The organism is Streptomyces sp. NRRL WC-3605, assembly GCF_001509795.1.
Classification (GTDB): Bacteria; Actinomycetota; Actinomycetes; order Streptomycetales; family Streptomycetaceae; genus Streptomyces; species Streptomyces viridochromogenes.
This window is the reverse complement of record NZ_LLZN01000062.1, coordinates 16,498-37,709: the sequence shown is the minus strand read 5'-3', so window position 1 is coordinate 37,709 and position 21,212 is coordinate 16,498. Positions and strand designations below refer to the sequence as shown.

Genomic DNA, 21,212 nt, shown 5'->3' with positions numbered 1-21,212 from the left:
CGCGGGCCGGTCCCGACCGGTCACCGGTCCCCCGCCCCCTTCGAGCAGGCACACCGACGTCGACCCGATCCGGGAGCCGCCCCCATGACCACCGCCGTCGCCGCCCCCTTCCGCTTCTTCGCGCTCCACGTCGTACGGACCCGGCGGTTCACCCCGTCCCTGGTCCGGGTCACCTTCGGCGGCGCGGACCTGGAGCACTTCCTCTCCGACGGACGCGACCAGTCCCTTTCGCTGTTCCTGCCGCAGCCGGGACAGAGCGAGCCCCGCGTCCCCGTCGAACTGGGCGACGGCTGGTGGCAGGGCTGGCGCGAACTGCCGGACGGCGAACGGGCGGTGATGCGGTCGTACACGCTGCGCGCGCTGCGCCGCGACGCCGGCGAGATCGACGTCGACTTCGTGCTGCACACCCCGGCCGGCCCGGCCTCCTCCTGGGCGGCGCGGGCCGCCGAGGGCGACCGGGTGCTGGTGCTCGGCCCCGCCGTGGCGGACAACCGGGCGATCCGCTTCCGGCCTCCCGCCGACACCGGGCCGGTCGTCCTGTGGGGCGACGAGACCGCCGTACCCGCCGTCGCCGCCGTCCTCGAGACGCTGCCCGCCGGCACGCGCGCCCAGGTGTGGCTGGAGGTGCGCGACGCCGGGGACGTCCAGGAGCTGCCGACCGCCGCCGACGCCGAGATCACCTGGCTGATCCGGGACCGGGCGCACCCCGAGGGCGCTCCCCTGGCCCTGGACTGCGTCCGGGCCGCCCATCTCCCCGCGGCCGAGCGGCCGTACGTCTGGCTCGCCGGTGAGTCCGGTCATGTGAAGGCGCTGCGCCGGCACTTCGTCACCGAACGCGGCCTGGACCGCCACAGGGTCACCTTCGTGGGCTACTGGCGGCAGGGCATGAGCGAGGAACAGCTGCGCGCGTCGGCGTGACCTCGAGCGCCCCGCGCGCCCCCCGTGATCCCGGCCACATGCCCGAACGCGGCACAAGAACGTTCAACTTAGGTTAGGCTAACCTAAGTTAATCTCCGCTCCGCACCCCAGAGCCCCGTCCCCACCGGAGGACCTCCCCATGCGCTCGCACCTGCTCAACGACACGACCGCGGAGCGGTACCGCCGCTCCGTGACCGAAGGCATCGAGCGGGTGGCCGCCAAACTCGCAGCCACCGACCGTCCGTTCACCGGCGTCTCGGTCGACGACCTCGCCCCCGCCATCGACGCGATCGACCTCGACCGCCCGCTGCACGACACCACCGCGGTCCTCGACGAACTGGAGGACGTCTACCTCCGGGACGCCGTCTACTTCCACCACCCGCGCTACCTCGCCCACCTCAACTGCCCCGTCGTCATACCCGCGGTGGTGGGCGAGGCGGTCCTGTCCGCCGTCAACTCCTCCCTGGACACCTGGGACCAGTCCGCCGGCGGCACCCTGATCGAGCGCAAGCTCGTCGACTGGACGGCCGCCCGGATCGGCCTCGGCCCGGCCGCCGACGGCGTGTTCACCTCCGGGGGCTCCCAGTCCAACCTCCAGGCACTGCTGCTGGCCCGCGAGGAGACGAAGGCCGACAGCCTCGCGAAACTGCGTGTCTTCGCCTCCGAGGTCAGCCACTTCAGCGTGAAGAAGTCCGCGAAACTGCTCGGCCTCGGCCCGGACGCGGTCGTCACCATCCCCGTCGACCACGACAAGCGCCTGCAGACCGTCGCGCTCGCCCACGAGCTGGAGCGCTGCACCCGGGACGGCCTCGTCCCCATGGCCGTCGTCGCCACCGCCGGCACCACCGACTTCGGCTCCATCGACCCGCTGCCCGAGATCGCCGGGCTCTGCGAGCAGTACGACACCTGGATGCACGTCGACGCCGCCTACGGCTGCGGCCTGCTCGCCTCCGTGAAGTACCGGGACCGCATCGACGGCATCGAGCGCGCCGACTCCGTCACCGTCGACTACCACAAGTCCTTCTTCCAGCCGGTCAGTTCGTCCGCCGTGCTGGTCCGCGACGCCGCCACCCTGCGGCACGCCACCTACCACGCGGAGTACCTCAACCCGCGCCGCATGGTCCAGGAGCGCATCCCCAACCAGGTCGACAAGTCCCTCCAGACGACCCGCCGCTTCGACGCGCTCAAGCTGTGGATGACCCTGCGCACCATGGGGGCCGACGGCATCGGGCAGCTCTTCGACGAGGTCTGCGACCTGGCCGCGGCGGGCTGGCGGCTGCTGGCCGCCGACCCCCGCTTCGACGTGGTCGTGGAGCCCAGCCTGTCCACCCTCGTCTTCCGTCACATCCCGGCCGCCCCCACCGACCCGGCCGAGATCGACCGGGCCAACCTGTACGCCCGCAAGGCCCTGTTCGCCTCCGGCGACGCGGTGGTCGCGGGCACCAAGGTCCAAGGCCGCCACTACCTGAAGTTCACCCTGCTCAACCCCGAGACGACGACCGAAGACATCGCCGCCGTTCTCGACCTGATCGCCGGCCACGCCGAGCAGTACCTGGGAGACTCCCTTGACCGCGCGTCCTGACAACCCGTCCGTGATCCACGACTTCGTGGGCATCGGGCTCGGCCCGTTCAACCTGGGCCTCGCCTGCCTGACCGAGCCGATCGCCGAACTCGACGGCGTGTTCCTGGAGTCGAAGCCCGACTTCGAGTGGCACGCGGGCATGTTCCTGGACGGTGCCCACCTCCAGACGCCGTTCATGTCCGACCTGGTCACCCTCGCCGACCCGACCTCGCCGTACTCCTTCCTGAACTACCTGAAGGAGAAGGGGCGGCTGTACTCGTTCTACATCCGCGAGAACTTCTACCCCCTGCGCGTCGAGTACGACGACTACTGCCGCTGGGCCGCGAGCCGGCTCAGCAGCATCCGCTTCGGCACGACGGTGACCGAGGTGACGTACGAGGACGAGGCCGCGGTCTACGCCGTGCGCACCGAGGCCGGCGACCTCTACCGGGCCCGCCACCTCGTCCTCGGCACCGGCACCCCGCCGCACATACCCGAGGCGTGCGAGGGCCTGGGCGGCGACTTCCTGCACAACTCCCGCTATCTCCAGCACAAGGCGGAGCTGCAGAAGAAGGAGTCCATCACGCTGGTCGGCTCCGGGCAGTCCGCCGCCGAGATCTACCACGACCTGCTCGGCGAGATCGACGTCCACGGCTACCGGCTGAACTGGGTCACCCGCTCCCCGCGGTTCTTCCCGCTGGAGTACACCAAGCTCACGCTGGAGATGACGTCCCCGGAGTACGTCGACTACTACCGCGAGCTGCCCGAGGACACCCGCTACCGGCTCACCGCCGAGCAGAAGGGCCTGTTCAAGGGCATCGACGGCGACCTGATCAACGAGATCTTCGACCTGCTCTACCAGAAGAGCCTCGGCGGCCCGGTCCCCACAAGGCTGCTCACCAACTCCGCGCTCACCGGCGCGCGGCACGAGAACGGCACGTACACCCTGTCCTTCCGCCAGGAGGAGCAGGGCAAGGACTTCACGATCGAGTCGCAGGGCCTGGTGCTGGCGACCGGCTACAAGTACGCCGAGCCGGAATTCCTGCGTCCGGTGCGCGACCGCCTGGTCCGCGACAGCCGGGGCAACTTCGACGTCGCCCGCAACTACGCCGTCGACGTCACCGGCCGCGGGATCTTCCTGCAGAACGCCGGTGTCCACACGCACAGCATCACCAGCCCCGACCTGGGCATGGGGCCGTACCGCAACGCGTACATCATCCGCGAGCTGCTCGGCACCGAGTACTACCCGGTCGAGAAGACCATCGCGTTCCAGGAGTTCTCCGTATGAGCACCCGCAGCTTCACCTTCCGCCCCCTCGACCCGCTGAGGGACGCCGAGCTCCTGCACTCCTGGGTGACCCACCCCAAGGCCGCGTTCTGGATGATGCAGGACGCCAGGCTGGAGGACGTCGAACGCGCCTACATGGAGATAGCGGCCGACGAGCACCACCACGCCCTGCTCGGGCTCGACGAGCGCGGGACGCCCGCCTTCCTGATGGAGCGGTACGACCCCGCCCACCGCGAGCTGGCCGGCCTGTACGACCCGCTGCCGGGCGACGTGGGCATGCACTTCCTCACGCCGGCGACCGACCGTCCCGAGCACGGCTTCACCCGGGCCGTCATCACCGCCGTGATGGAGCACCTCTTCGAGGACCCCGAGGTCCGGCGGGTCGTCGTCGAGCCGGACATCGCCAACAAGGCCGTCCACGCGCTGAACGCGGTGGTGGGGTTCGTGCCCGAGCGTGAGATCCAGAAGCCCGAGAAGAAGGCGCTGCTGAGCTTCTGCACCCGTGCGCAGTTCGAGGCAGCCCGAGGAGCCGCCGTATGACCCTGTCCGACGCCGTGGCGCATCTGTCCCCCCACCGCTGGGCGCGGGCCAACCGCCTCCTGGTCCGCAAGGCGCTCGCCGAGTTCGCCCACGAGCGCCTGCTCACCCCCGAGTCGTCCGGCGACGGCCGCCACACGGTCCGCAGCGACGACGGGCGCACCCGGTACACGTTCACCGCGGTGCGGCGCGCCCTGGACCACTGGCAGATCGACGCCGACTCGATCACCCGTCACCGCGACGACAAGGAACTCCCGCTCGAGGCGCTGGACTTCTTCGTCGAGCTGCAGAAGTCCCTGGGGCTGAGCGACGAGATCCTGCCCGTGTACCTGGAGGAGATCTCCTCCACCCTCTCGGGCACCTGCTACAAGCTGACGAAGCCCCGGGTCCCGGCCGCCGAGCTGGCCCGCTCCGGCTTCCAGGCCATCGAGGCCGGGATGACCGAGGGCCACCCCTGCTTCGTCGCCAACAACGGGCGGCTCGGCTTCGGCGTCCACGAGTACCTGGACTACGCCCCGGAGACCGCGCGCCCGGTCCGGCTGGTGTGGCTGGCGGCCCACCGCTCGCGGGCCGCGTTCACGGCGGGCGTCGGCGTCGAGTACGAGTCGTTCCTGCGCCAGGAGCTGGGCACGGAGACCGTCGACCGCTTCCACGGGGTGCTGCGCGCGCGGGACCTCGACCCCGGCGACTACCTCCTCATCCCGGTGCACCCGTGGCAGTGGTGGAACAAGCTGGCCGTCACCTTCGCCGCCGAGGTCGCCCGCGAGCACCTGGTCGTGCTGGGCGAGGGGGACGACGAGTACCTGGCCCAGCAGTCCATCCGGACGTTCTTCAACAGCACGAGCCCGGAGAAGCACTACGTGAAGACGGCCCTGTCCGTCCTCAACATGGGCTTCATGCGCGGGCTCTCGGCCGCCTACATGGAGGCCACGCCCGCCATCAACGACTGGCTGGCCCAGCTCATCGACAGCGATCCGGTGCTGCGCTCGACGGGCCTGTCGATCATCCGGGAGCGGGCCGCGGCCGGCTACCGGCACCTGGAGTACGAGTCGGCGACAAACCGGTACTCGCCGTACCGCAAGATGCTGGCGGCGCTGTGGCGCGAGAGCCCCGTGTCCCGTCTGGAGGACGGCGAGACCCTCGCCACCATGGCCTCGCTCGTGCACGTCGACGACGAGGGCGCGTCGTTCGCGGGCGCCCTGATCGAGCGGTCCGGCCTGGATCCGGTGGAGTGGCTGCGGCACTATCTGCGGGCCTACTACGTCCCGCTGCTGCACAGCTTCTACGCCTACGACCTGGTGTACATGCCGCACGGCGAGAACGTGATCCTCGTCCTGAGGGACGGGGTGGTGCGGCGCGCGATCTACAAGGACATCGCCGAGGAGATCGCCGTCATGGACCCGGACGCGGTGCTGCCGCCGGCGGTCGAGCGGGTGCGCGTGGACGTGCCCGAGGACACGAAGCTGCTGTCGATCTTCACGGACGTCTTCGACTGCTTCTTCCGCTTCCTCGCGGCCGGCCTCGCCGCCGAGGGCGTCCTCGACGAGGACGCCTTCTGGCGGACGGTCGCCGAGGTCACGCGCGACTACCAGCGGTCGGTGCCCGAGCTCGCCGAGAAGTTCGAGCGGTACGACATGTTCGTCCCCGAGTTCGCGCTGTCCTGCCTCAACCGCCTCCAGCTGCGCAACAACCGGCAGATGGTGGACCTCACGGACCCGGCGGGAGCCCTCCAGCTCGTCGGCACCCTGAAGAACCCCATCGCGGGCCGGTAGCCCCACGGACAGGCGGGCGCCCCCGGAGTACGGTCCTCCGGGGGCGCCCGTCGTCGTGTCGCGGGCTACGCCGTCGGCCAGGGGACCTGCGGCGACCGGTAGAAGTCGATGCCCAGCGCCTCCCACCGCCCGGCCTGCGCGGCGAGCCGCACCTTGTAGGCGTCCCAGTCGTGCGTCGAGGCCGGCGACCAGCCGAGCTCGGCGACGCCCGGGAGCCGCGGGAACGCCATGTACTCGATCTCGTCGGACCGGGTCAGCGTCTCCGACCACAGCGGGGCCTCGACCCCGCGGATCGCCGACGCGGGCGCCCCGGGCAGATACGCGGCCGGGTCCCAGTCGTAGGACCGGCGCACCTCCACCAGGCCCGCCCAGGACAGCCCCAGCGGGGTGTCGGCCGTGTACTTCATGTCGAGGTAGACGCGGTCGGCCGGGGACAGGACGATCCCGGTGCCGTTGCGCGCGGCGGCGGCGACCCGTTCCTTCTCCTGGGCGCCGGTGCCGTCCAGGCCCCAGTACTGGGCGAGTGCGCCCTCGGCCGGGGTGGCGCCGGTCAGCTGGTGCCAGCCCACCACCGTCTTGCCGTACCGGGCCACGATCGGCTGCACGCGCTCCATGAACGCCACGTAGTCCTCGTGGCTGGTGGAGTGCGCCTCGTCACCGCCGATGTGCAGATAGCGGCCCGGGGTCAGCGCGGCCAGCTCGCGGATCACGTCGTCGACGAAGTCGTAGGTGATCTCCTTGCCGGCACACAGCGAACTGAACCCGACCGCCGTGCCCGTGTAGAGCGGGGGCGCGACGCCGTCGCAGTTCAGGTCGGCGTACGAGGCGAGCGCGGCGTTGGTGTGCCCGGGCATGTCGATCTCGGGGACGACCTCCAGATACCGCGAGGAGGCGTACCGCACGATCTCTCGGTAGTCGGCCTTGGTGTAGTGGCCGCCGGGGCCGCCGCCGACCTGGGTGGAGCCGCCGTACGTGGCCAGCCGCGGCCAGGAGTCGATGGCGATGCGCCAGCCCTGGTCGTCGCTGAGGTGCAGATGCAGCTTGTTGATCTTGTAGAGGGCGAGCTGGTCGATGTACCGCTTGACCTGCTCGACGGTGAAGAAGTGCCGGGACACGTCCAGCATCGCGCCGCGCCAGCCGTAGCGCGGGGTGTCCTGGAGGGTGCCGCCCGCCACCAGCCAGGGACCGGGCTGCACGGAGTCCTTCTCGACGGCGGCCGGGAGCAGCTGACGCAGGGTCTGCACACCGTGGAAGAGGCCGGCGGGGGCCGCCGCGGTGATGGTGACGCCGGCGGGCCCGCTGTCAAGGCGGTAGCCCTCGGCGCCGAACGGGCCCTGGTGCAGGCGCAGCCGGATGCCCCCGGCACCGCGGTCGGTGACCGGCAGGCGGTAGCCGGTGGAGGGGCGCAGGAGGCCGGCGAGGTACTCGCCGACGCGGCGCGCCTCCCGGGAGCCGTCGACCCGGATCTGGGTGCCACGGGTGATGCGGTACGGGTGCTCGCCCGGGGCGGCGTGCGCGGGCGCGGGAACGACGTGGTCGAACGGGGTGGGTGCCGTCGGGCGGGGGGCGGGAGCGGCCCCCGTCACCGAGACGCCCGTGGCGACCAGCAACAGGGAACCGAGAAGGCGCAGCGTTCTGTGTTTCACAAAACCGTCCCTTCCATGAGCCGTTGACGCTCCAAGAGGTCTGGACCACCCTCTCGCGACCCGGATGGAACAATCCACCCCATGGCGGAAATCATCCAGAAGGACGGCACGTGGATCTTCGACGGCGACGCCCTGCGGCTGATCCCCGGCCGTGACAAGAGCGTCGGCCTGCTGCGCGCGGCACTGGGCGAACTCGTCGTGCCCCTGGAGGCGTTGGCCGGGATCTCCTTCGAGCAGGGCAGGCGGGCCGGCCGGCTCAGGCTGCGACTGCGGGACGGCGCCGACCCGCTGCTGCTCGCCACGGGCGGCCGGCTCACCGAGCCGCACGACCCGTACCAGCTCGTGGTGGAGCCCGACCGGTACGGCGTCGCGGAGTACGTCGTGGACGAGGTCCGCAACGCGCTGCTGCTGGACGAGGTCCCGGCCGGCCCGGTCGACCGGTATCTGCTGCCGGGCCCCTCGCTGCCGCTGTCCTTCTCCGCCGGGGACGGCACGGCCGCCTTCGACGGCGAGCACATCCGTCTGGAGTGGAACTGGAAGACGGAGGAGGCCAAGGCCGCGGGCGGACCGCGCACGATCCCCGTCGCGGACGTCCGCGCGGTGGAGTGGCAGCCGGCCGCGGGCCTGGAGAACGGCCACCTCCGCTTCGTCGTGCGCAACGGGTCCGCCACGACCCCGGCGAAGTACGACCCGCACGCGGTGGAGCTGTGGGGGTTCAAGAAGGACCCGCTGATGGCGCTGGTCGGGGCGGCCGTGCAGGCCCGTGTCCCCCATCCGGCCGCACCCGCTCCCCGGGAGCCGATCCCACGGCAGGCGGACGCCGAGGACCACGACGTGCTGCTGCGCCGGCTGCGCGAACTCGGCGACCTGCACCGCACGGGCGTCCTGACGGACGAGGAGTTCGCGGCCGCCAAGCAGGCCGTACTGAAGCGCTTGTAGCAGATACCCCCACCAGTCGCGCACGCCTGCCCGAAATCGGGCAGAATTCTTGCGAAGCGATCTCCGATACCCCAGGATCTAGCGAGTGCACGACGACCTTGTTGATCATCTGACCCGCAGCACGCCCCTGAACCGGGGCGAGGCGCTGAGGGTGATCCAGGACGTGCTCGCCTACTTCGACGAGACGACCGAGCAGTTCGTCCGTCGCCGCCACCGCGAGCTCCAGGCCCAGGGCCTGGTGAACGCGACGATCTTCGAACGGATCGAGGCGGACCTGAAATACCGGGCGGTGGCACCGCCGGAGCTGTCGCTCCGGCAGCTGCGCCGGATCGTCTACGGCTAGGGGTACCTGTTCATATGTGCGGAATCGTCGGATACATCGGGAAGCGTGACGTCGCGCCCCTGCTCCTGGAGGGCCTGCAGCGCCTGGAGTACCGCGGGTACGACTCGGCGGGCATCGCCGTCACCTCCCCGAAGACCGCCGGCCTCAAGACCGTGAAGGCCAAGGGCCGGGTCCGCGACCTGGAGGCCAAGGTCCCGGCGCGTTTCAAGGGCACCACCGGCATCGCCCACACCCGCTGGGCCACCCACGGCGCCCCCTCCGACGCGAACGCCCACCCCCACCTGGACGCCGAGGGCAAGGTCGCCGTCGTCCACAACGGCATCATCGACAACGCCGCCGACCTGCGCCGCAAACTGGAGGCGGACGGCGTCGAGTTCCTGTCGGAGACCGACACCGAGGTCCTCGTCCACCTGATCGCCCGCTCCGAGGCGGAGAAGCTGGAGGACAAGGTCCGCGAGACCGTGCGCCTCATCGAGGGCACGTACGGCATCGCCGTCCTGCACGCCGACTTCCCGGACCGCATCGTCGTGGCCCGCAACGGCTCCCCGGTCGTCCTCGGCATCGGCGAGAAGGAGATGTTCGTCGCCTCCGACATCGCCGCACTGGTCGCCCACACCCGGCAGATCGTCACCCTGGACGACGGCGAGATGGCCACCCTCAAGGCCGACGACTTCCGCACGTACACCACCGAGGGCACCCGCACGACCGCCGAGCCGACCCTCGTCGAGTGGGAGGCCGCCTCCTACGACATGGGCGGCCACGACACCTACATGCACAAGGAGATCCACGAGCAGGCCGAGGCCGTGGACCGCGTGCTGCGCGGCCGCATCGACGACCGCTTCTCCACCGTGCACCTCGGCGGCCTCAACCTGGACGCCCGCGAGGCCCGGCAGATCCGGCGCGTGAAGATCCTCGGCTGCGGCACCTCGTACCACGCGGGGCAGATCGGCGCCCAGATGATCGAGGAGCTGGCCCGCATCCCCGCGGACGCCGAGCCGGCCTCCGAGTTCCGCTACCGCAACGCGGTCGTGGACCCCGACACGCTCTACGTCGCCGTCTCCCAGTCCGGCGAGACCTACGACGTCCTCGCGGCCGTGCAGGAGCTCAAGCGCAAGGGCGCCCGGGTCCTCGGCGTCGTGAACGTGGTGGGCTCCGCCATCGCCCGTGAGGCCGACGGCGGCATCTACGTGCACGCCGGCCCCGAGGTCTGCGTGGTCTCCACGAAGTGCTTCACCAACACCACGGTGGCCTTCGCGCTGCTCGCCCTGCACCTCGGCCGCACCCGGGACCTGTCCGTGCGCGACGGCAAGCGGATCATCGAGGGCCTGCGCAAGCTGCCCGCGCAGATCGCCGAGATCATGGAGCAGGAGGCGGAGATCGAGCAGCTGGCCAAGCAGTACGCCGACGCCCGCTCGATGCTCTTCATCGGCCGCGTCCGGGGCTACCCGGTCGCCCGCGAGGCCTCGCTGAAGCTCAAGGAGGTCTCGTACATCCACGCCGAGGCCTACCCGGCCTCCGAGTTGAAGCACGGCCCCCTGGCCCTGATCGAGCCCGCCCTGCCGACGGTCGCGATCGTCCCCGACGACGACCTGCTGGAGAAGAACCGCGCCGCGATGGAGGAGATCAAGGCCCGCAGCGGCAAGATCCTCGCGGTCGCGCACCAGCCGCAGGAGAAGGCGGACCAGACGATCGTGGTCCCGAAGAACGAGGACGAGCTGGACCCGATCCTCATGGGCATCCCGCTGCAACTCCTCGCCTACCACACGGCGTTGGCGCTGGGCCGGGACATCGACAAGCCGCGCAACCTGGCCAAGTCGGTCACCGTCGAGTAGCCCGACCGGCCCCGGAACACCACGGAACCCCTCGTGACGCCACGGCGCGCGAGGGGTTCCGCGCACCGGAGGGCGCGAAGGTCTGGGCGGGGTGGGACGCGAAGATCCGCGCGAGGAGCGACGCGAGGACCCGTGCGGGGAGGGACGCGAAGGCCCGTGCGGGGAGGGCGCGTCAGGGGATGACGACGACCGGGCGCTTGGCCCGCTTGGCGAGCCGCCCGGCGACCGAGCCGAAGAGCCGTCCGACGAGGCCGTGCGTGGAGCCGACGACGATCGCGTCCGCCTCGTACTCCACCCCGACCTCCTCGAGTTCGTGGCAGATGTCGCCGCCGCGCTCGACCAGGATCCAGGGGACCTCGGCAAGGTAGTCGGCGCAGGCCAGTTCGAGGCCGAGGACCTCGGTGCGGTGGTCCGGGACGTCGACGAAGACCGGCGGCTCGCAGCCCGCCCACACCGTGGTGGGCAGCCGGTTGGCGACATGGACGATGATCAGGCCCGCCCCGGAGCGGTGGGCCATGCCGATGGCGTAGGCGAGGGCCCGCTCACTGGACGTGGAACCGTCGAAGCCCACGACGACGCCGTGCTTGAAGGCGGGATCGCAGGGGTGGCGTGACTCTTCCGCCGCGAGGGGATCGGCCGCCGTGGGATCGGCGACGGGCCGCTTGCGGTCCGCGGGTTCGAAGAATTCGTGACCGGCCATGGCTGTCTCGGCGTTGTGATCCTTTATGGATGGGCTCGCGAGCGGAGCTCTTTGACGGATGTGGCGGTCTGCGGCTGAGCGGTGTCCGGGAATGGTCTTCCCAAGCCCATACCCCAAGGGTACGGCGGCACTCCTCCTTAGCCCAGATACCCGCAGCGGTCCGCACGGGTTCCAGGGAGCATGCACGAGGGTGCGCCCGTAACGCAATGGTTGCTGCGGTGTACAGGCGGTTTGCGCCGACGCCCGCCCCGCCCGGCGAGAAGCCGATCATCCACCAGTGACCGACGGCCCGTCCCCGCGTTGATCACCACGAGCCGTCCGCCAGGGACCCCAGGAGCACACGCACGCATGACCGGACCCCGCACCCCCTCCGAGGACAGCGTGACCGAGGTGGTCCGCTGGGCGGCCTTCAGCTGTGTCCTGGTCCCCGTCGTGCTCCTCTGGTACGGCACCTCGTTCGCCGGCGCCGCCGGCACCGCCCTCGGTCTCGCGGCCGTCACCGCCGCCTGCCGCCTGCTGCTGCGTCAGTCGGAGCGCGGCGCGGCCCGCGCCCGGGACATGGAGCGCGCCGGCCCGTCCCCGCGCCGGCGCGGCCGTCACCATCGCACCGGGACCGGTGCGCATCGCGGCGGGCGGCACACGGGACGGATTACACCGGGCGGCTGACCGGTTTCCGCGCACACGTGCGTTGGTTTTCAGCCAACTTCCGCCGCGCGGGCGTTCCCTGCCCTTCACACCCCCCAACCCCCGCCCCACCTGCGCGAAAAGGTCCCGGAGGCCCCCGCGCACCGTATGGGGATCGGCCACTGCCACAAGGCGTACTTCCCTGCACGGCGCGGGAGTGCAACGCTTCGTGATCGAATGCTTCACGCCAAGTTGCCAAGTCGACAATGTGCCGAGTGCCGAACCGGCCACTGCGGCACGGCGCGACACAGTAGATTCGATCTTGACTGTCTACGGCGGGGGACTCGTGCAGGACCGAGGGGAAACGTGCAGGAGCGACACAACCGAGGAGCCGCGACCACCGAGGGGGGCTTAGCAGGATGAGCCACGACTCCACTGCCGCGCCGGAAGCCGCGGCCCGGAAACTCTCCGGGCGACGCCGCAAGGAGATCGTCGCGGTGCTGCTGTTCAGCGGCGGCCCCATCTTCGAGAGTTCCATACCGCTGTCGGTGTTCGGGATAGACCGCCAGGACGCCGGCGTGCCGCGCTACCGACTGCTGGTGTGCGGCGGCGAGGAAGGCCCACTGCGGACCACAGGGGGCCTGGAACTCACCGCGCCACACGGCCTGGAGGCGATCTCACGGGCGGGCACGGTCGTCGTGCCGGCCTGGCGTTCGATCACCTCCCCACCACCGGAGGAGGCGCTCGACGCGCTGCGCCGGGCCCACGAGGAGGGCGCCCGCATCGTCGGGCTGTGCACCGGCGCCTTCGTGCTCGCGGCGGCCGGCCTGCTGGACGGCCGTCCGGCGACGACCCACTGGATGTACGCACCGACGCTGGCCAAGCGCTATCCGTCGGTCCACGTCGATCCACGGGAGCTGTTCGTCGACGACGGCGACGTGCTGACGTCGGCGGGCACCGCGGCGGGAATCGACCTCTGTCTCCACATCGTGCGGACGGACCACGGCAACGAGGCGGCCGGAGCACTCGCCCGCCGCCTGGTGGTCCCGCCGCGCCGGACCGGCGGTCAGGAGCGCTACCTCGATCGGTCTTTACCGGAGGAGATCGGCGCCGACCCGCTCGCCGAGGTCGTCGCCTGGGCGCTGGAGCACCTGCACGAGCAGTTCGACGTCGAGACGCTGGCGGCCCGCGCGTACATGAGCCGCCGCACCTTCGACCGCCGTTTCCGCTCGCTGACCGGCAGCGCCCCGTTGCAGTGGCTGATCACCCAGCGGGTCCTCCAGGCGCAGCGCCTGCTGGAGACGTCCGACTACTCGGTCGACGAGGTCGCCGGACGCTGCGGCTTCCGCTCGCCGGTCGCGCTGCGCGGGCACTTCCGCCGCCAGCTCGGCTCGTCGCCGGCCGCGTACCGGGCGGCGTACCGGGCCCGGCGCCCGCAGGGCGAGCGGTCCACCGACCCGGATCCCGCGGTCGGCACCGGCCACACACCGCAGGGCCCGCCGCCCGCCCCCTACCCGGAGGGCGGACCGGTCCCGCTGCAGACCCGGCGCACCCCCGCCTCCGTGGGGTCGCCCGCGTCCGCCGACCACGGACGCGAGCTGTACGTCGGCGGCCGGGCGAGCCTTCCCGGGCAGCGCAGCGGAGCGTGATCCCAGGGACGCCGGGCGGGCGGAGCACCGCCCGCCCGGCGTCCGGGCGCGCCCCGCGTACGCCGGGGGCGGCACCGGTCCTCCCAAACGGGAGCACCCGCCTTAGGGTGGTCGCATGAACGATCGCATGGTGTGGATCGACTGCGAGATGACCGGCCTCTCGCTGTCCGACGACGCGCTCATCGAGGTTGCCGCCCTCGTCACCGACTCCGAGCTGAACGTCCTCGGCGAGGGGGTCGACATCGTCATCCGCCCGCCGGACTCGGCGCTGGAGACGATGCCGGAGGTGGTGCGTCAGATGCACACCGCGTCCGGTCTGCTCGACGAACTCGCCGGCGGCACGACGCTCGCCGACGCCGAGGAGCAGGTCCTCGCCTATGTCCGCGAGCACGTGAAGGAGCCGGGCAAGGCGCCGCTGTGCGGCAACTCCGTCGGCACCGACCGGGGCTTCCTGCTGCGCGACATGCCGACGCTGGAGGACTACCTCCACTACCGGATCGTGGACGTCTCCTCGATCAAGGAACTGGCCCGCCGCTGGTACCCGCGCGCCTACTTCAACAGCCCCGAGAAGAACGGCAACCACCGCGCGCTCGCCGACATCCGCGAGTCGATCGCCGAGCTGCGCTACTACCGCGAGGCCGTCTTCGTCCCGCAGCCGGGGCCCGACTCGGAGACCGCGAAAGCGATCGCCGCGAAGCACGTCCTGCCTGCTCAGTAGGGGTGCGGAAGGGGTACCGGGGGGCGCCGCGGAATGTGTGCGCGAGCACCCCTTCGGACCCTGTACACTTTTTCTCGGCCGGTCGGGGAAACCCGAAGCCGGTCATGGTGGGTGTAGCTCAGCTGGTAGAGCACCTGGTTGTGGTCCAGGATGCCGCGGGTTCGAGTCCCGTCACTCACCCTCACCGATCAGCCGGTGACCTCCCCGAGGTCACCGGCTGATCGCATTCCCGGCCCCCTGCCGGCCCGGCCCCGCCCTCAGGACGAGGCGCGGGTCACCAGCTCCGTGGCCAGCACGACCTGTGTCCGCTCCGCCAGGCCCCGGGACACCGCGGGCCGCCGGTCGGCGATCTCCGTGAGCAGGAGATCTATCATCTTGCGGCCCATCTCCTCGATGGGCTGACGCACGCTGGTGAGGGGCGGATCCATATGACGGGCGATGGCCGAGTCGTCGTAGCCGACGAGCGCGACGTCGTCCGGGATGCGCCGGCCCGCCTCGCGCAGCACCTGCCGGGCGCCCGCGGCCGTCACGTCCGAGGCGGCGAACACGGCGTCCAGGTCGGGGCAGCGCGCGAGCAGCGCCCGCATCGCCCGGACACCGCCCTCCTCGGTGAAGTCGCCCGCCTCGATCAGCAGCTCGTCGGCGGGCCGGCCGACGTCGCGCAGGGCGTCGCGGTAGCCGTCGACACGCCGCTGGGCGCCGTAGACGTCGAGGCGGCCGGTGATGTGGGCGATCCGGCTCCGGCCGTGGGACACCAGGTGCTCCACGGCCGAGCGGGCGCCTCCGTAGTTGTCGGAGTCGACCGAGGTCAGGGTCTCCGCGGCGGAGCGCGGGCCGCTGATCACCGCGGGGATCTCCAGCTGGGCCAGCATGTCGGGCAGCGGGTCGTCGGCGTGCACGGAGACCAGCAGGACGCCGTCCACGCGGTGCGCGGCCAGGTACTGGGCGAGCCGGCGCCGCTCCTTGTCGCTGCCCGCGAAGATCAGCAGGAGCTGCATCTCGGTGTCGGACAGCTCGGCGCCGACGCCCCGGATGATGTCCGAGAAGTACGGCTCGGCGAAGAAGCGCGTCTCCGGCTCGGGCACGACCAGCGCGATCGCGTCGGTGCGGTTCGCGGCCAGCGCGCGGGCCGCCGTGTTCGGGACGTAGCCCAGCTCCGCGACCGCCGCCTCGACCGCGGCGCGTGTGGCGTCGCTGACCCGCGGCGAGCCGTTGATCACCCGGGAGACGGTGCCACGGCCCACGCCGGCCCGGGCCGCCACCTCTTCGAGGGTGGGCCGGCCGCCGCTGCGGCCCCGCGTTCCGTGGGTTGCCATGGGCTCCGCCTCCCGTTGACCGTGTCGTCGGCCTGGAATTTAACAGCCCCGTCCGGGACGGAACCGTGTGCGGGGGCAGTGATCGACATTCCCCCCTCGGCCAAGTGCCGCCGATTTTGGCCGGTTTCGCTCCCCGGGTGCTCGGGGTGCGGAGTTTGTTAACAGGCCGATAACTGAACGCACGAGTGCGTGTCCGGTCCCTTGACACCCCCGCTCCGACCGACGAACCTTCAACTCATCACCTGTGGGAGCGCTCCCACAGTACCTGACACATACATGTCCCGCACGTTCCCCGCCCGAGCCGCAGCTAGCAAGATGAACGGGCCCAACAGTGCAGTTGGCCGGGGGGTCGGCACGTCAGGCAACAGGAGGACGCAATGCGCACGAGTACCCGCGGGTCCCGCCGGCTGATGGCCCTCGCGGCCGTAGCCGCGCTGACGACAGGGCTGCTCGCCGGCTGCGCCGAGGACTCGGACGACGGCTCTTCGAACGAGGGCGGTGGCAACGGCGGCGGGGGCAAGACCACGCTGACCATCGGCACCTTCGGTGTCTTCGGCTACAAGCAGGCCGGCCTCTACGACGAGTACATGAAGCTGCACCCCGACATCTCCATCAAGGAGAACGTCACCACGCGTACCGACGTCTACTGGCCCAAGACCCTGACCCGGCTCCAGGCCGGCTCCGGCACCGACGACATCCAGGCGATCGAGGTCGGCAACATCACCGAGGCCGTCCAGACCCAGGCCGACAAGTTCGTCGACCTCGGCAAGGAGGTCGACAAGTCCCAGTGGCTGGACTGGAAGAACACCCAGGCCACCACCAAGGACGGCAAGCTCATCGGCCTCGGCACCGACATCGGCCCGATGGCGATCTGCTACCGCAAGGACCTCTTCGAGAAGGCCGGCCTCGAGACCGACCGCGCCAAGCTCGCCGAGCAGTGGAACGGCGACTGGGGCAAGTACGTCGACCTCGGCAAGCAGTACATGAAGAAGGCGCCGAGCGGCACCAAGTTCGTGGACTCCGCGTCCTCCGTCTACAACGCGGCCCTCGGCGGCGAGACCGAGCGGTACTACGACAAGGACGGCAACGTCGTCTGGGACAAGTCCGCCGGTGTGAAGAAGGCCTGGAACGTCGCCATGGACGTGGCGACCAGCGACATGTCCGCCAAGCTCAAGCAGTTCGACAAGCCGTGGGACCAGGGCTACGCGAACGGCACCTTCGCCACCGTGGCCTGCCCCGCCTGGATGATCGGCTACATCCAGGAGAAGTCCGGTGAGGCCGGCAAGGGCAAGTGGGACGTGGCGGCGGCGCCGACCGCGGCCAACTGGGGCGGTTCGTTCGTCGGCGTGCCGACGGCGGGCAAGCACCAGAAGGAGGCCATCGCCCTGGCGAAGTGGCTGACCGCCCCCGAGCAGCAGGCGAAGGTCTTCGCCAAGCAGGCCAGCTTCCCGTCGACCCCGTCGGCGTACGGCAGCCTGAAGCCGGCGTCCGCCACCCAGGAGTACTTCTCCGGCGCGCCGATCACCCAGATCTTCTCGGACTCCGCCAAGACGATCCCGACCCAGTACCTGGGCACCAAGGACCAGCCGATCGGCACCGCGATCACCGACATCGGCATCCTCCAGGTCGAGCAGAAGGGCAAGTCCGCGGCCCAGGGCTGGGACGCCGCCACCGCGGAGATCAAGGACGTGCTCGGCCAGTGAGCAGTCCCAAGCAGGCTCTCGCGCATCCCGCGTCGAGCGCCGACGCCGCGCCCGGTGATCAGCCGGGCGCGGCGCCCCGCGCTCACGGTCGCGGTACGCCGCCTCCCGGGAACGACTCCTGGCGCAGCCGGCTGTACCGCTGGGACATGAAGGCGTCGCCGTACGCGTTCATCGCCCCCTTCTTCATCGTCTTCGGGGCGTTCTCGCTCGTCCCGCTGCTCTACACGGCCTGGTACTCGCTGCACGACGTGCAGCTGGCCAACCTCGACGGCCAGACCTGGGCCGGCCTGAAGAACTACGAGAACCTGCTGTCCTCGGACTTCTTCTGGAACGCGCTGTGGAACACGCTCACCATCGGCGTCATCTCCACGGTGCCGCAGCTCGTCATGGCCATCGGCCTGGCCCACCTGCTCAACTACAAGCTGCGCGGCTCGACCGTGTGGCGGGTCGTGATGCTCACCCCGTACGCCACCTCGGTGGCGGCGGCGACGCTGGTGTTCGTGCTGCTGTACTCGTGGGACGGCGGCATGATCAACTGGCTGCTGGACTTCGTCGGCATCGACCCGGTCAACTGGCGGGAGTCCGACTGGGGTTCGCAGTTCGCGGTGTCCTCCATCGTGATCTGGCGCTGGACCGGCTACAACGCGCTGATCTATCTGGCCGCGATGCAGGCGATCCCGGCCGACCTCTACGAGTCGGCGGCGATCGACGGCGCCAACCGCTGGCAGCAGTTCATCCATGTGACGATCCCGCAGCTGCGCCCGACGATCCTGTTCACCGTGGTCGTCTCGACGATCGGCGCGACCCAGCTCTTCGGTGAGCCCCTGCTGTTCGGCGGCGTCTCCGGTTCGAAGGGCGGCTCCGAGCACCAGTACCAGACGCTCGGCCTGTACATGTACGACCAGGGCTGGATCATCGGCAACCTCGGCAAGGCGTCGGCGATCGCCTGGACGATGTTCCTGATCCTGCTGATCGTCGCCGTGATCCAGCTGCTGATCTCCCGACGGCTGAGGAAGTCCCAATGACCGCGACAGAACTCACGCCCCCTCGGGCCGAGGAGCCCGCGAAGCCCCGCCGCGAGCGGCCCCGGGTGATGGGTGCCGGCAAGCAGCTGCACGCCGGTCCGCTCACCTATGTCGTGCTCACCCTGTTCGCCCTGGTCTCGCTGGCGCCGCTGGTGTGGACGGCCATCGCGGCCTCGCGCACCAACCAGCGCCTCGCCGAGACACCGCCGCCGCTGTGGTTCGGCGGGAACCTCTTCAAGAACATGGAGCGGGCCTGGGAGGAGGGCGGCCTCGGCACGGCCATGTTCAACACGATCTTCGTGGCAAGCATGATCACCATCAGTACGGTGCTGTTCTCCACGCTCGCCGGTTTCGCCTTCGCCAAGCTCCGCTTCCGGTTCTCCGGTGTGCTGCTGCTGCTGACGATCGGCACCATGATGATCCCGCCGCAGCTGGCGGTCGTGCCGCTGTACCTGTGGATGGCGGACCTCGGCTGGTCGAACCAGCTCCAGACGGTCATCCTGCCGACCCTGTGCACGGCCTTCGGCACGTTCTTCATGCGGCAGTACCTGCTCCAGGCGCTGCCGACGGAGCTGATCGAGGCGGCGCGGGTGGACGGCGCGAGCAGTCTGCGGGTCGTGTGGCACGTGGTGTTCCCGGCGGCCCGGCCGGCCATGGCCGTGCTCGGCCTGCTGACCTTCGTGTTCGCGTGGAACGACTTCCTGTGGCCGATCATCGCCCTGAACCAGGAGAACCCGACCGTGCAGGTCGCGCTCAACTCGCTGGGCACCGGCTATGTCCCGGACCAGGCGGTGATCATGGCGGGCGCCCTGCTCGGCACGCTGCCCCTGCTGATCGCCTTCCTGCTGTTCGGCAAGCAGATCGTCGGCGGCATCATGCAGGGCGCGGTCAAGGGCTGACGCGCTTCCAAGTCGCACGGCCACCGGGGGCCGCGTCGCCGTCGCCCCGGCCCCCGGCCATCTCCCTCCCCTCCCCCCTACCCGTACTCGTCGGTCTCCACGACCTCCTATGGGAGCGCTTCCATGCCTGAGCCCATGTCCCCCGTGTCCTTCCCCTCCACCTTCCTCTGGGGCGCCGCGACCTCGGCGTACCAGATCGAGGGTGCGGTCCGGGAGGACGGACGCACCCCGTCGATCTGGGACACCTTCGCCCACACCCCGGGCAGGACGGCCGGCGGCGATCACGGTGACGTCGCCGTCGACCACTACCACCGCTACCGCGACGACGTGGCGCTGATGGCCGGCCTCGGCCTGGGCGCGTACCGCTTCTCGGTCTCCTGGTCGCGGGTGCAGCCCACGGGGCGCGGGCCCGCCGTCCAGCGGGGCCTGGACTTCTACCGCCGGCTGGTGGACGAGCTGCTGGCCAAGGACATCAAGCCGGCCGTCACCCTCTACCACTGGGACCTGCCGCAGGAGCTGGAGGACGCGGGCGGCTGGCCCGAGCGCGACACCGCCTACCGCTTCGCCGAGTACGCGCAGATCGTCGGCGAGGCGCTCGGCGACCGCGTGGAGCAGTGGATCACGCTGAACGAGCCGTGGTGCAGCGCCTTCCTGGGCTACGGCTCCGGGGTGCACGCGCCGGGCCGCACCGAGCCGGCCGCGACGCTGCGCGCGGCCCACCATCTGAACCTCGCCCACGGCCTCGGCGCCAAGGCGCTGCGCTCGGTGATGCCCGCGCGCAACACGGTGGCGCTGAGCCTGAACTCCTCGACCGTGCGCCCGCTGACGCAGGACGCGGCGGACCTGGCGGCGGCCCGCAAGATCGACGACCTGGCCAACGGGATCTTCCACGGCCCGATCCTGCACGGCGCCTACCCGGCGAGCCTGTTCACGGCGACCCGGCAGCTCACCGACTGGTCCTACGTCCAGGACGGCGACCTCGCCACGATCAACCAGCCGCTGGACGCGCTGGGCCTGAACTACTACACGCCGGCGCTGGTCTCCGCGGCCGGCCCCGACCACACCGGGCCGCGCGCCGACGGGCACGGGGCGAGCGAGCACTCGCCGTGGCCCGCCGCGGACGACGTGCTGTTCCACCAGCCGCCCGGCGACCGGACGGCGATGGGCTGGTCGATCGACCCGACCGGACTGTACGACCTGATCATGCGGTACGAGCGCGAGGTGCCGGGTCTGCCGCTGTACATCACGGAGAACGGCGCCGCCTACGACGACAAGCCCGACCCCGAGGGCCGGGTGCACGACCCGGAGCGCATCGCCTATCTGCACGGCCACCTCGCGGAGGTCCGCCGCGCGATCACCGACGGCGCGGACGTCCGGGGCTACTTCCTGTGGTCCCTGCTGGACAACTTCGAGTGGGCGTACGGCTACGAGAAGCGCTTCGGCGCCGTGTACGTGGACTACACGACGCTCGAGCGGACGCCGAAGTCGAGCGCCCACTGGTACGGCAAGGCCGCCCGCACAGGCACGCTGCCCGAGGTCGACGAGGTGTTCTAGCCGACCGGGGTGGCGGGAACGGGGGGCGGGGCGCGGCGCGTATAGGGGACGCGCCGCGCCCCGGCCGGGTGGGGGGTGGTCCGGCCGGGGCGCGCCCCCCGTGGGTGGCCCGGCCCGCTCGGTCGTGTGCGGGCCGCGCGTCGTCGGGCGTGAGCCGGGCGACGTTCGTTGCAGCCTTCGGTCACAGGC

18 protein-coding genes and 1 tRNA gene are annotated in these 21,212 nt (G+C 70.9%); 16 read left to right on the top strand and 3 right to left on the bottom strand.

The features are described 5' to 3' along the window. The first annotated feature begins 84 nt into the window (after window positions 1-84). The 5 genes from ADL34_RS20030 (at window position 85) to ADL34_RS20010 (ending at window position 6,075) form a co-directional block, all read left to right on the top strand. The gene (locus ADL34_RS20030) at window positions 85-918 is read left to right on the top strand and encodes a siderophore-interacting protein (RefSeq protein WP_062670223.1); all 834 of its coding nucleotides are present in this window, start codon (window positions 85-87) and stop codon (window positions 916-918) included. 139 nt (window positions 919-1,057) lie between these two features. Further along, on the top strand, window positions 1,058-2,500 hold the full coding sequence (gene desA / locus ADL34_RS20025; protein ID WP_062670224.1) for a lysine decarboxylase DesA: 1,443 nt from the start codon (window positions 1,058-1,060) through the stop codon (window positions 2,498-2,500). Next, the gene (locus tag ADL34_RS20020) at window positions 2,484-3,767 is read left to right on the top strand and encodes a lysine N(6)-hydroxylase/L-ornithine N(5)-oxygenase family protein (RefSeq protein WP_062670226.1); all 1,284 of its coding nucleotides are present in this window, start codon (window positions 2,484-2,486) and stop codon (window positions 3,765-3,767) included. The genes desA and ADL34_RS20020 overlap by 17 nt, the downstream gene beginning before the upstream one ends. Beyond that, window positions 3,764-4,306 carry a GNAT family N-acetyltransferase gene (locus ADL34_RS20015; protein WP_062670228.1) on the top strand — a complete coding sequence of 181 codons (543 nt, stop codon included), beginning with the start codon at window positions 3,764-3,766 and terminating at the stop codon, window positions 4,304-4,306. Before ADL34_RS20020 ends, ADL34_RS20015 begins: the two co-directional genes overlap by 4 nt. Further along, the gene (locus tag ADL34_RS20010) at window positions 4,303-6,075 is read left to right on the top strand and encodes an IucA/IucC family protein (RefSeq protein ID WP_062670230.1); all 1,773 of its coding nucleotides are present in this window, start codon (window positions 4,303-4,305) and stop codon (window positions 6,073-6,075) included. The genes ADL34_RS20015 and ADL34_RS20010 overlap by 4 nt, the downstream gene beginning before the upstream one ends. A gap of 65 nt (window positions 6,076-6,140) precedes the next feature. Here the strand turns inward: ADL34_RS20010 and ADL34_RS20005 are convergent, their stop codons facing one another. Further along, window positions 6,141-7,721 carry a beta-N-acetylhexosaminidase gene (locus ADL34_RS20005; protein ID WP_062670232.1) on the bottom strand — a complete coding sequence of 527 codons (1,581 nt, stop codon included), beginning with the start codon at window positions 7,719-7,721 and terminating at the stop codon, window positions 6,141-6,143. A gap of 81 nt (window positions 7,722-7,802) precedes the next feature. On the opposite strand from ADL34_RS20005, the gene ADL34_RS20000 reads away from it, so the two are divergent. The 3 genes from ADL34_RS20000 (at window position 7,803) to glmS (ending at window position 10,835) form a co-directional block, all read left to right on the top strand. Next, entirely contained in the window at window positions 7,803-8,660 is an 858-nt protein-coding gene (locus ADL34_RS20000; RefSeq protein WP_062670234.1) for a DUF4429 domain-containing protein, read from the top strand. An 85-nt stretch (window positions 8,661-8,745) separates the two neighbouring features. Beyond that, window positions 8,746-9,003, top strand: a complete 258-nt coding sequence (locus tag ADL34_RS19995; RefSeq protein ID WP_055623450.1) for a hypothetical protein — start codon at window positions 8,746-8,748, stop codon at window positions 9,001-9,003. Between the two features lie 14 nt (window positions 9,004-9,017). Beyond that, complete coding sequence (gene glmS / locus ADL34_RS19990; RefSeq protein WP_062670236.1) at window positions 9,018-10,835, top strand: glutamine--fructose-6-phosphate transaminase (isomerizing); 1,818 nt, start codon at window positions 9,018-9,020, stop codon at window positions 10,833-10,835. A gap of 172 nt (window positions 10,836-11,007) precedes the next feature. On the opposite strand, the gene ADL34_RS19985 is transcribed toward glmS, so the two are convergent. Beyond that, window positions 11,008-11,535, bottom strand: a complete 528-nt coding sequence (locus ADL34_RS19985; protein WP_062670238.1) for a universal stress protein — start codon at window positions 11,533-11,535, stop codon at window positions 11,008-11,010. Between the two features lie 348 nt (window positions 11,536-11,883). Here ADL34_RS19985 and ADL34_RS19980 point away from each other — a divergent pair, with 348 nt between their 5' ends. From ADL34_RS19980 to ADL34_RS19965, 4 genes are all read left to right on the top strand, one after another. After that, window positions 11,884-12,201: a hypothetical protein gene (locus ADL34_RS19980; RefSeq protein WP_062670240.1), complete on the top strand. Its 318-nt coding sequence runs from the start codon at window positions 11,884-11,886 to the stop codon at window positions 12,199-12,201. A 377-nt stretch (window positions 12,202-12,578) separates the two neighbouring features. Next, window positions 12,579-13,808, top strand: a complete 1,230-nt coding sequence (locus tag ADL34_RS19975; RefSeq protein ID WP_062670242.1) for a helix-turn-helix domain-containing protein — start codon at window positions 12,579-12,581, stop codon at window positions 13,806-13,808. Between the two features lie 115 nt (window positions 13,809-13,923). Next, window positions 13,924-14,526 (top strand): oligoribonuclease, encoded by a 603-nt coding sequence (gene orn / locus ADL34_RS19970; RefSeq protein WP_062670245.1) that lies wholly within the window; start codon window positions 13,924-13,926, stop codon window positions 14,524-14,526. 107 nt (window positions 14,527-14,633) lie between these two features. Further along, window positions 14,634-14,706 (top strand) — tRNA-His (locus tag ADL34_RS19965). 77 nt (window positions 14,707-14,783) lie between these two features. On the opposite strand, the gene ADL34_RS19960 is transcribed toward ADL34_RS19965, so the two are convergent. Continuing rightward, window positions 14,784-15,842, bottom strand: a complete 1,059-nt coding sequence (locus tag ADL34_RS19960) for a LacI family DNA-binding transcriptional regulator (RefSeq protein ID WP_062670248.1) — start codon at window positions 15,840-15,842, stop codon at window positions 14,784-14,786. 377 nt (window positions 15,843-16,219) lie between these two features. On the opposite strand from ADL34_RS19960, the gene ADL34_RS19955 reads away from it, so the two are divergent. The 4 genes from ADL34_RS19955 to ADL34_RS19940 all read left to right on the top strand — a co-directional run bounded on the left by ADL34_RS19955 (window position 16,220) and on the right by ADL34_RS19940 (window position 21,023). After that, a complete protein-coding gene (locus ADL34_RS19955; protein ID WP_062670249.1) occupies window positions 16,220-17,545 on the top strand; it encodes an ABC transporter substrate-binding protein in 1,326 nt (441 codons plus the stop codon). Continuing rightward, window positions 17,542-18,570: a carbohydrate ABC transporter permease gene (locus ADL34_RS19950; protein WP_062670251.1), complete on the top strand. Its 1,029-nt coding sequence runs from the start codon at window positions 17,542-17,544 to the stop codon at window positions 18,568-18,570. The genes ADL34_RS19955 and ADL34_RS19950 overlap by 4 nt, the downstream gene beginning before the upstream one ends. After that, window positions 18,567-19,469 (top strand): carbohydrate ABC transporter permease, encoded by a 903-nt coding sequence (locus ADL34_RS19945; RefSeq protein WP_179199462.1) that lies wholly within the window; start codon window positions 18,567-18,569, stop codon window positions 19,467-19,469. The genes ADL34_RS19950 and ADL34_RS19945 overlap by 4 nt, the downstream gene beginning before the upstream one ends. Before the next feature lie 123 nt (window positions 19,470-19,592). Further along, entirely contained in the window at window positions 19,593-21,023 is a 1,431-nt protein-coding gene (locus ADL34_RS19940; protein WP_062670255.1) for a GH1 family beta-glucosidase, read from the top strand. The last annotated feature ends 189 nt before the right edge of the window (window positions 21,024-21,212 follow it).

Bases quoted from the DNA above. Each gene is read 5' to 3' on its own strand.
- ADL34_RS20030 (WP_062670223.1), top strand. From the start codon at position 85: ATGACCACCGCCGTCGCCGCCCCCTTCCGCTTCTTCGCGCTCCACGTC.
- desA (WP_062670224.1), top strand. From the start codon at position 1,058: ATGCGCTCGCACCTGCTCAACGACACGACCGCGGAGCGGTACCGCCGC.
- ADL34_RS20015 (WP_062670228.1), top strand. From the start codon at position 3,764: ATGAGCACCCGCAGCTTCACCTTCCGCCCCCTCGACCCGCTGAGGGAC.
- ADL34_RS20010 (WP_062670230.1), top strand. From the start codon at position 4,303: ATGACCCTGTCCGACGCCGTGGCGCATCTGTCCCCCCACCGCTGGGCG.
- ADL34_RS20000 (WP_062670234.1), top strand. From the start codon at position 7,803: ATGGCGGAAATCATCCAGAAGGACGGCACGTGGATCTTCGACGGCGAC.
- glmS (WP_062670236.1), top strand. From the start codon at position 9,018: ATGTGCGGAATCGTCGGATACATCGGGAAGCGTGACGTCGCGCCCCTG.
- ADL34_RS19985 (WP_062670238.1), bottom strand. From the start codon at position 11,535: ATGGCCGGTCACGAATTCTTCGAACCCGCGGACCGCAAGCGGCCCGTC.
- ADL34_RS19980 (WP_062670240.1), top strand. From the start codon at position 11,884: ATGACCGGACCCCGCACCCCCTCCGAGGACAGCGTGACCGAGGTGGTC.
- ADL34_RS19975 (WP_062670242.1), top strand. From the start codon at position 12,579: ATGAGCCACGACTCCACTGCCGCGCCGGAAGCCGCGGCCCGGAAACTC.
- orn (WP_062670245.1), top strand. From the start codon at position 13,924: ATGAACGATCGCATGGTGTGGATCGACTGCGAGATGACCGGCCTCTCG.
- ADL34_RS19960 (WP_062670248.1), bottom strand. From the start codon at position 15,842: ATGGCAACCCACGGAACGCGGGGCCGCAGCGGCGGCCGGCCCACCCTC.
- ADL34_RS19955 (WP_062670249.1), top strand. From the start codon at position 16,220: ATGCGCACGAGTACCCGCGGGTCCCGCCGGCTGATGGCCCTCGCGGCC.
- ADL34_RS19945 (WP_179199462.1), top strand. From the start codon at position 18,567: ATGACCGCGACAGAACTCACGCCCCCTCGGGCCGAGGAGCCCGCGAAG.
- ADL34_RS19940 (WP_062670255.1), top strand. From the start codon at position 19,593: ATGCCTGAGCCCATGTCCCCCGTGTCCTTCCCCTCCACCTTCCTCTGG.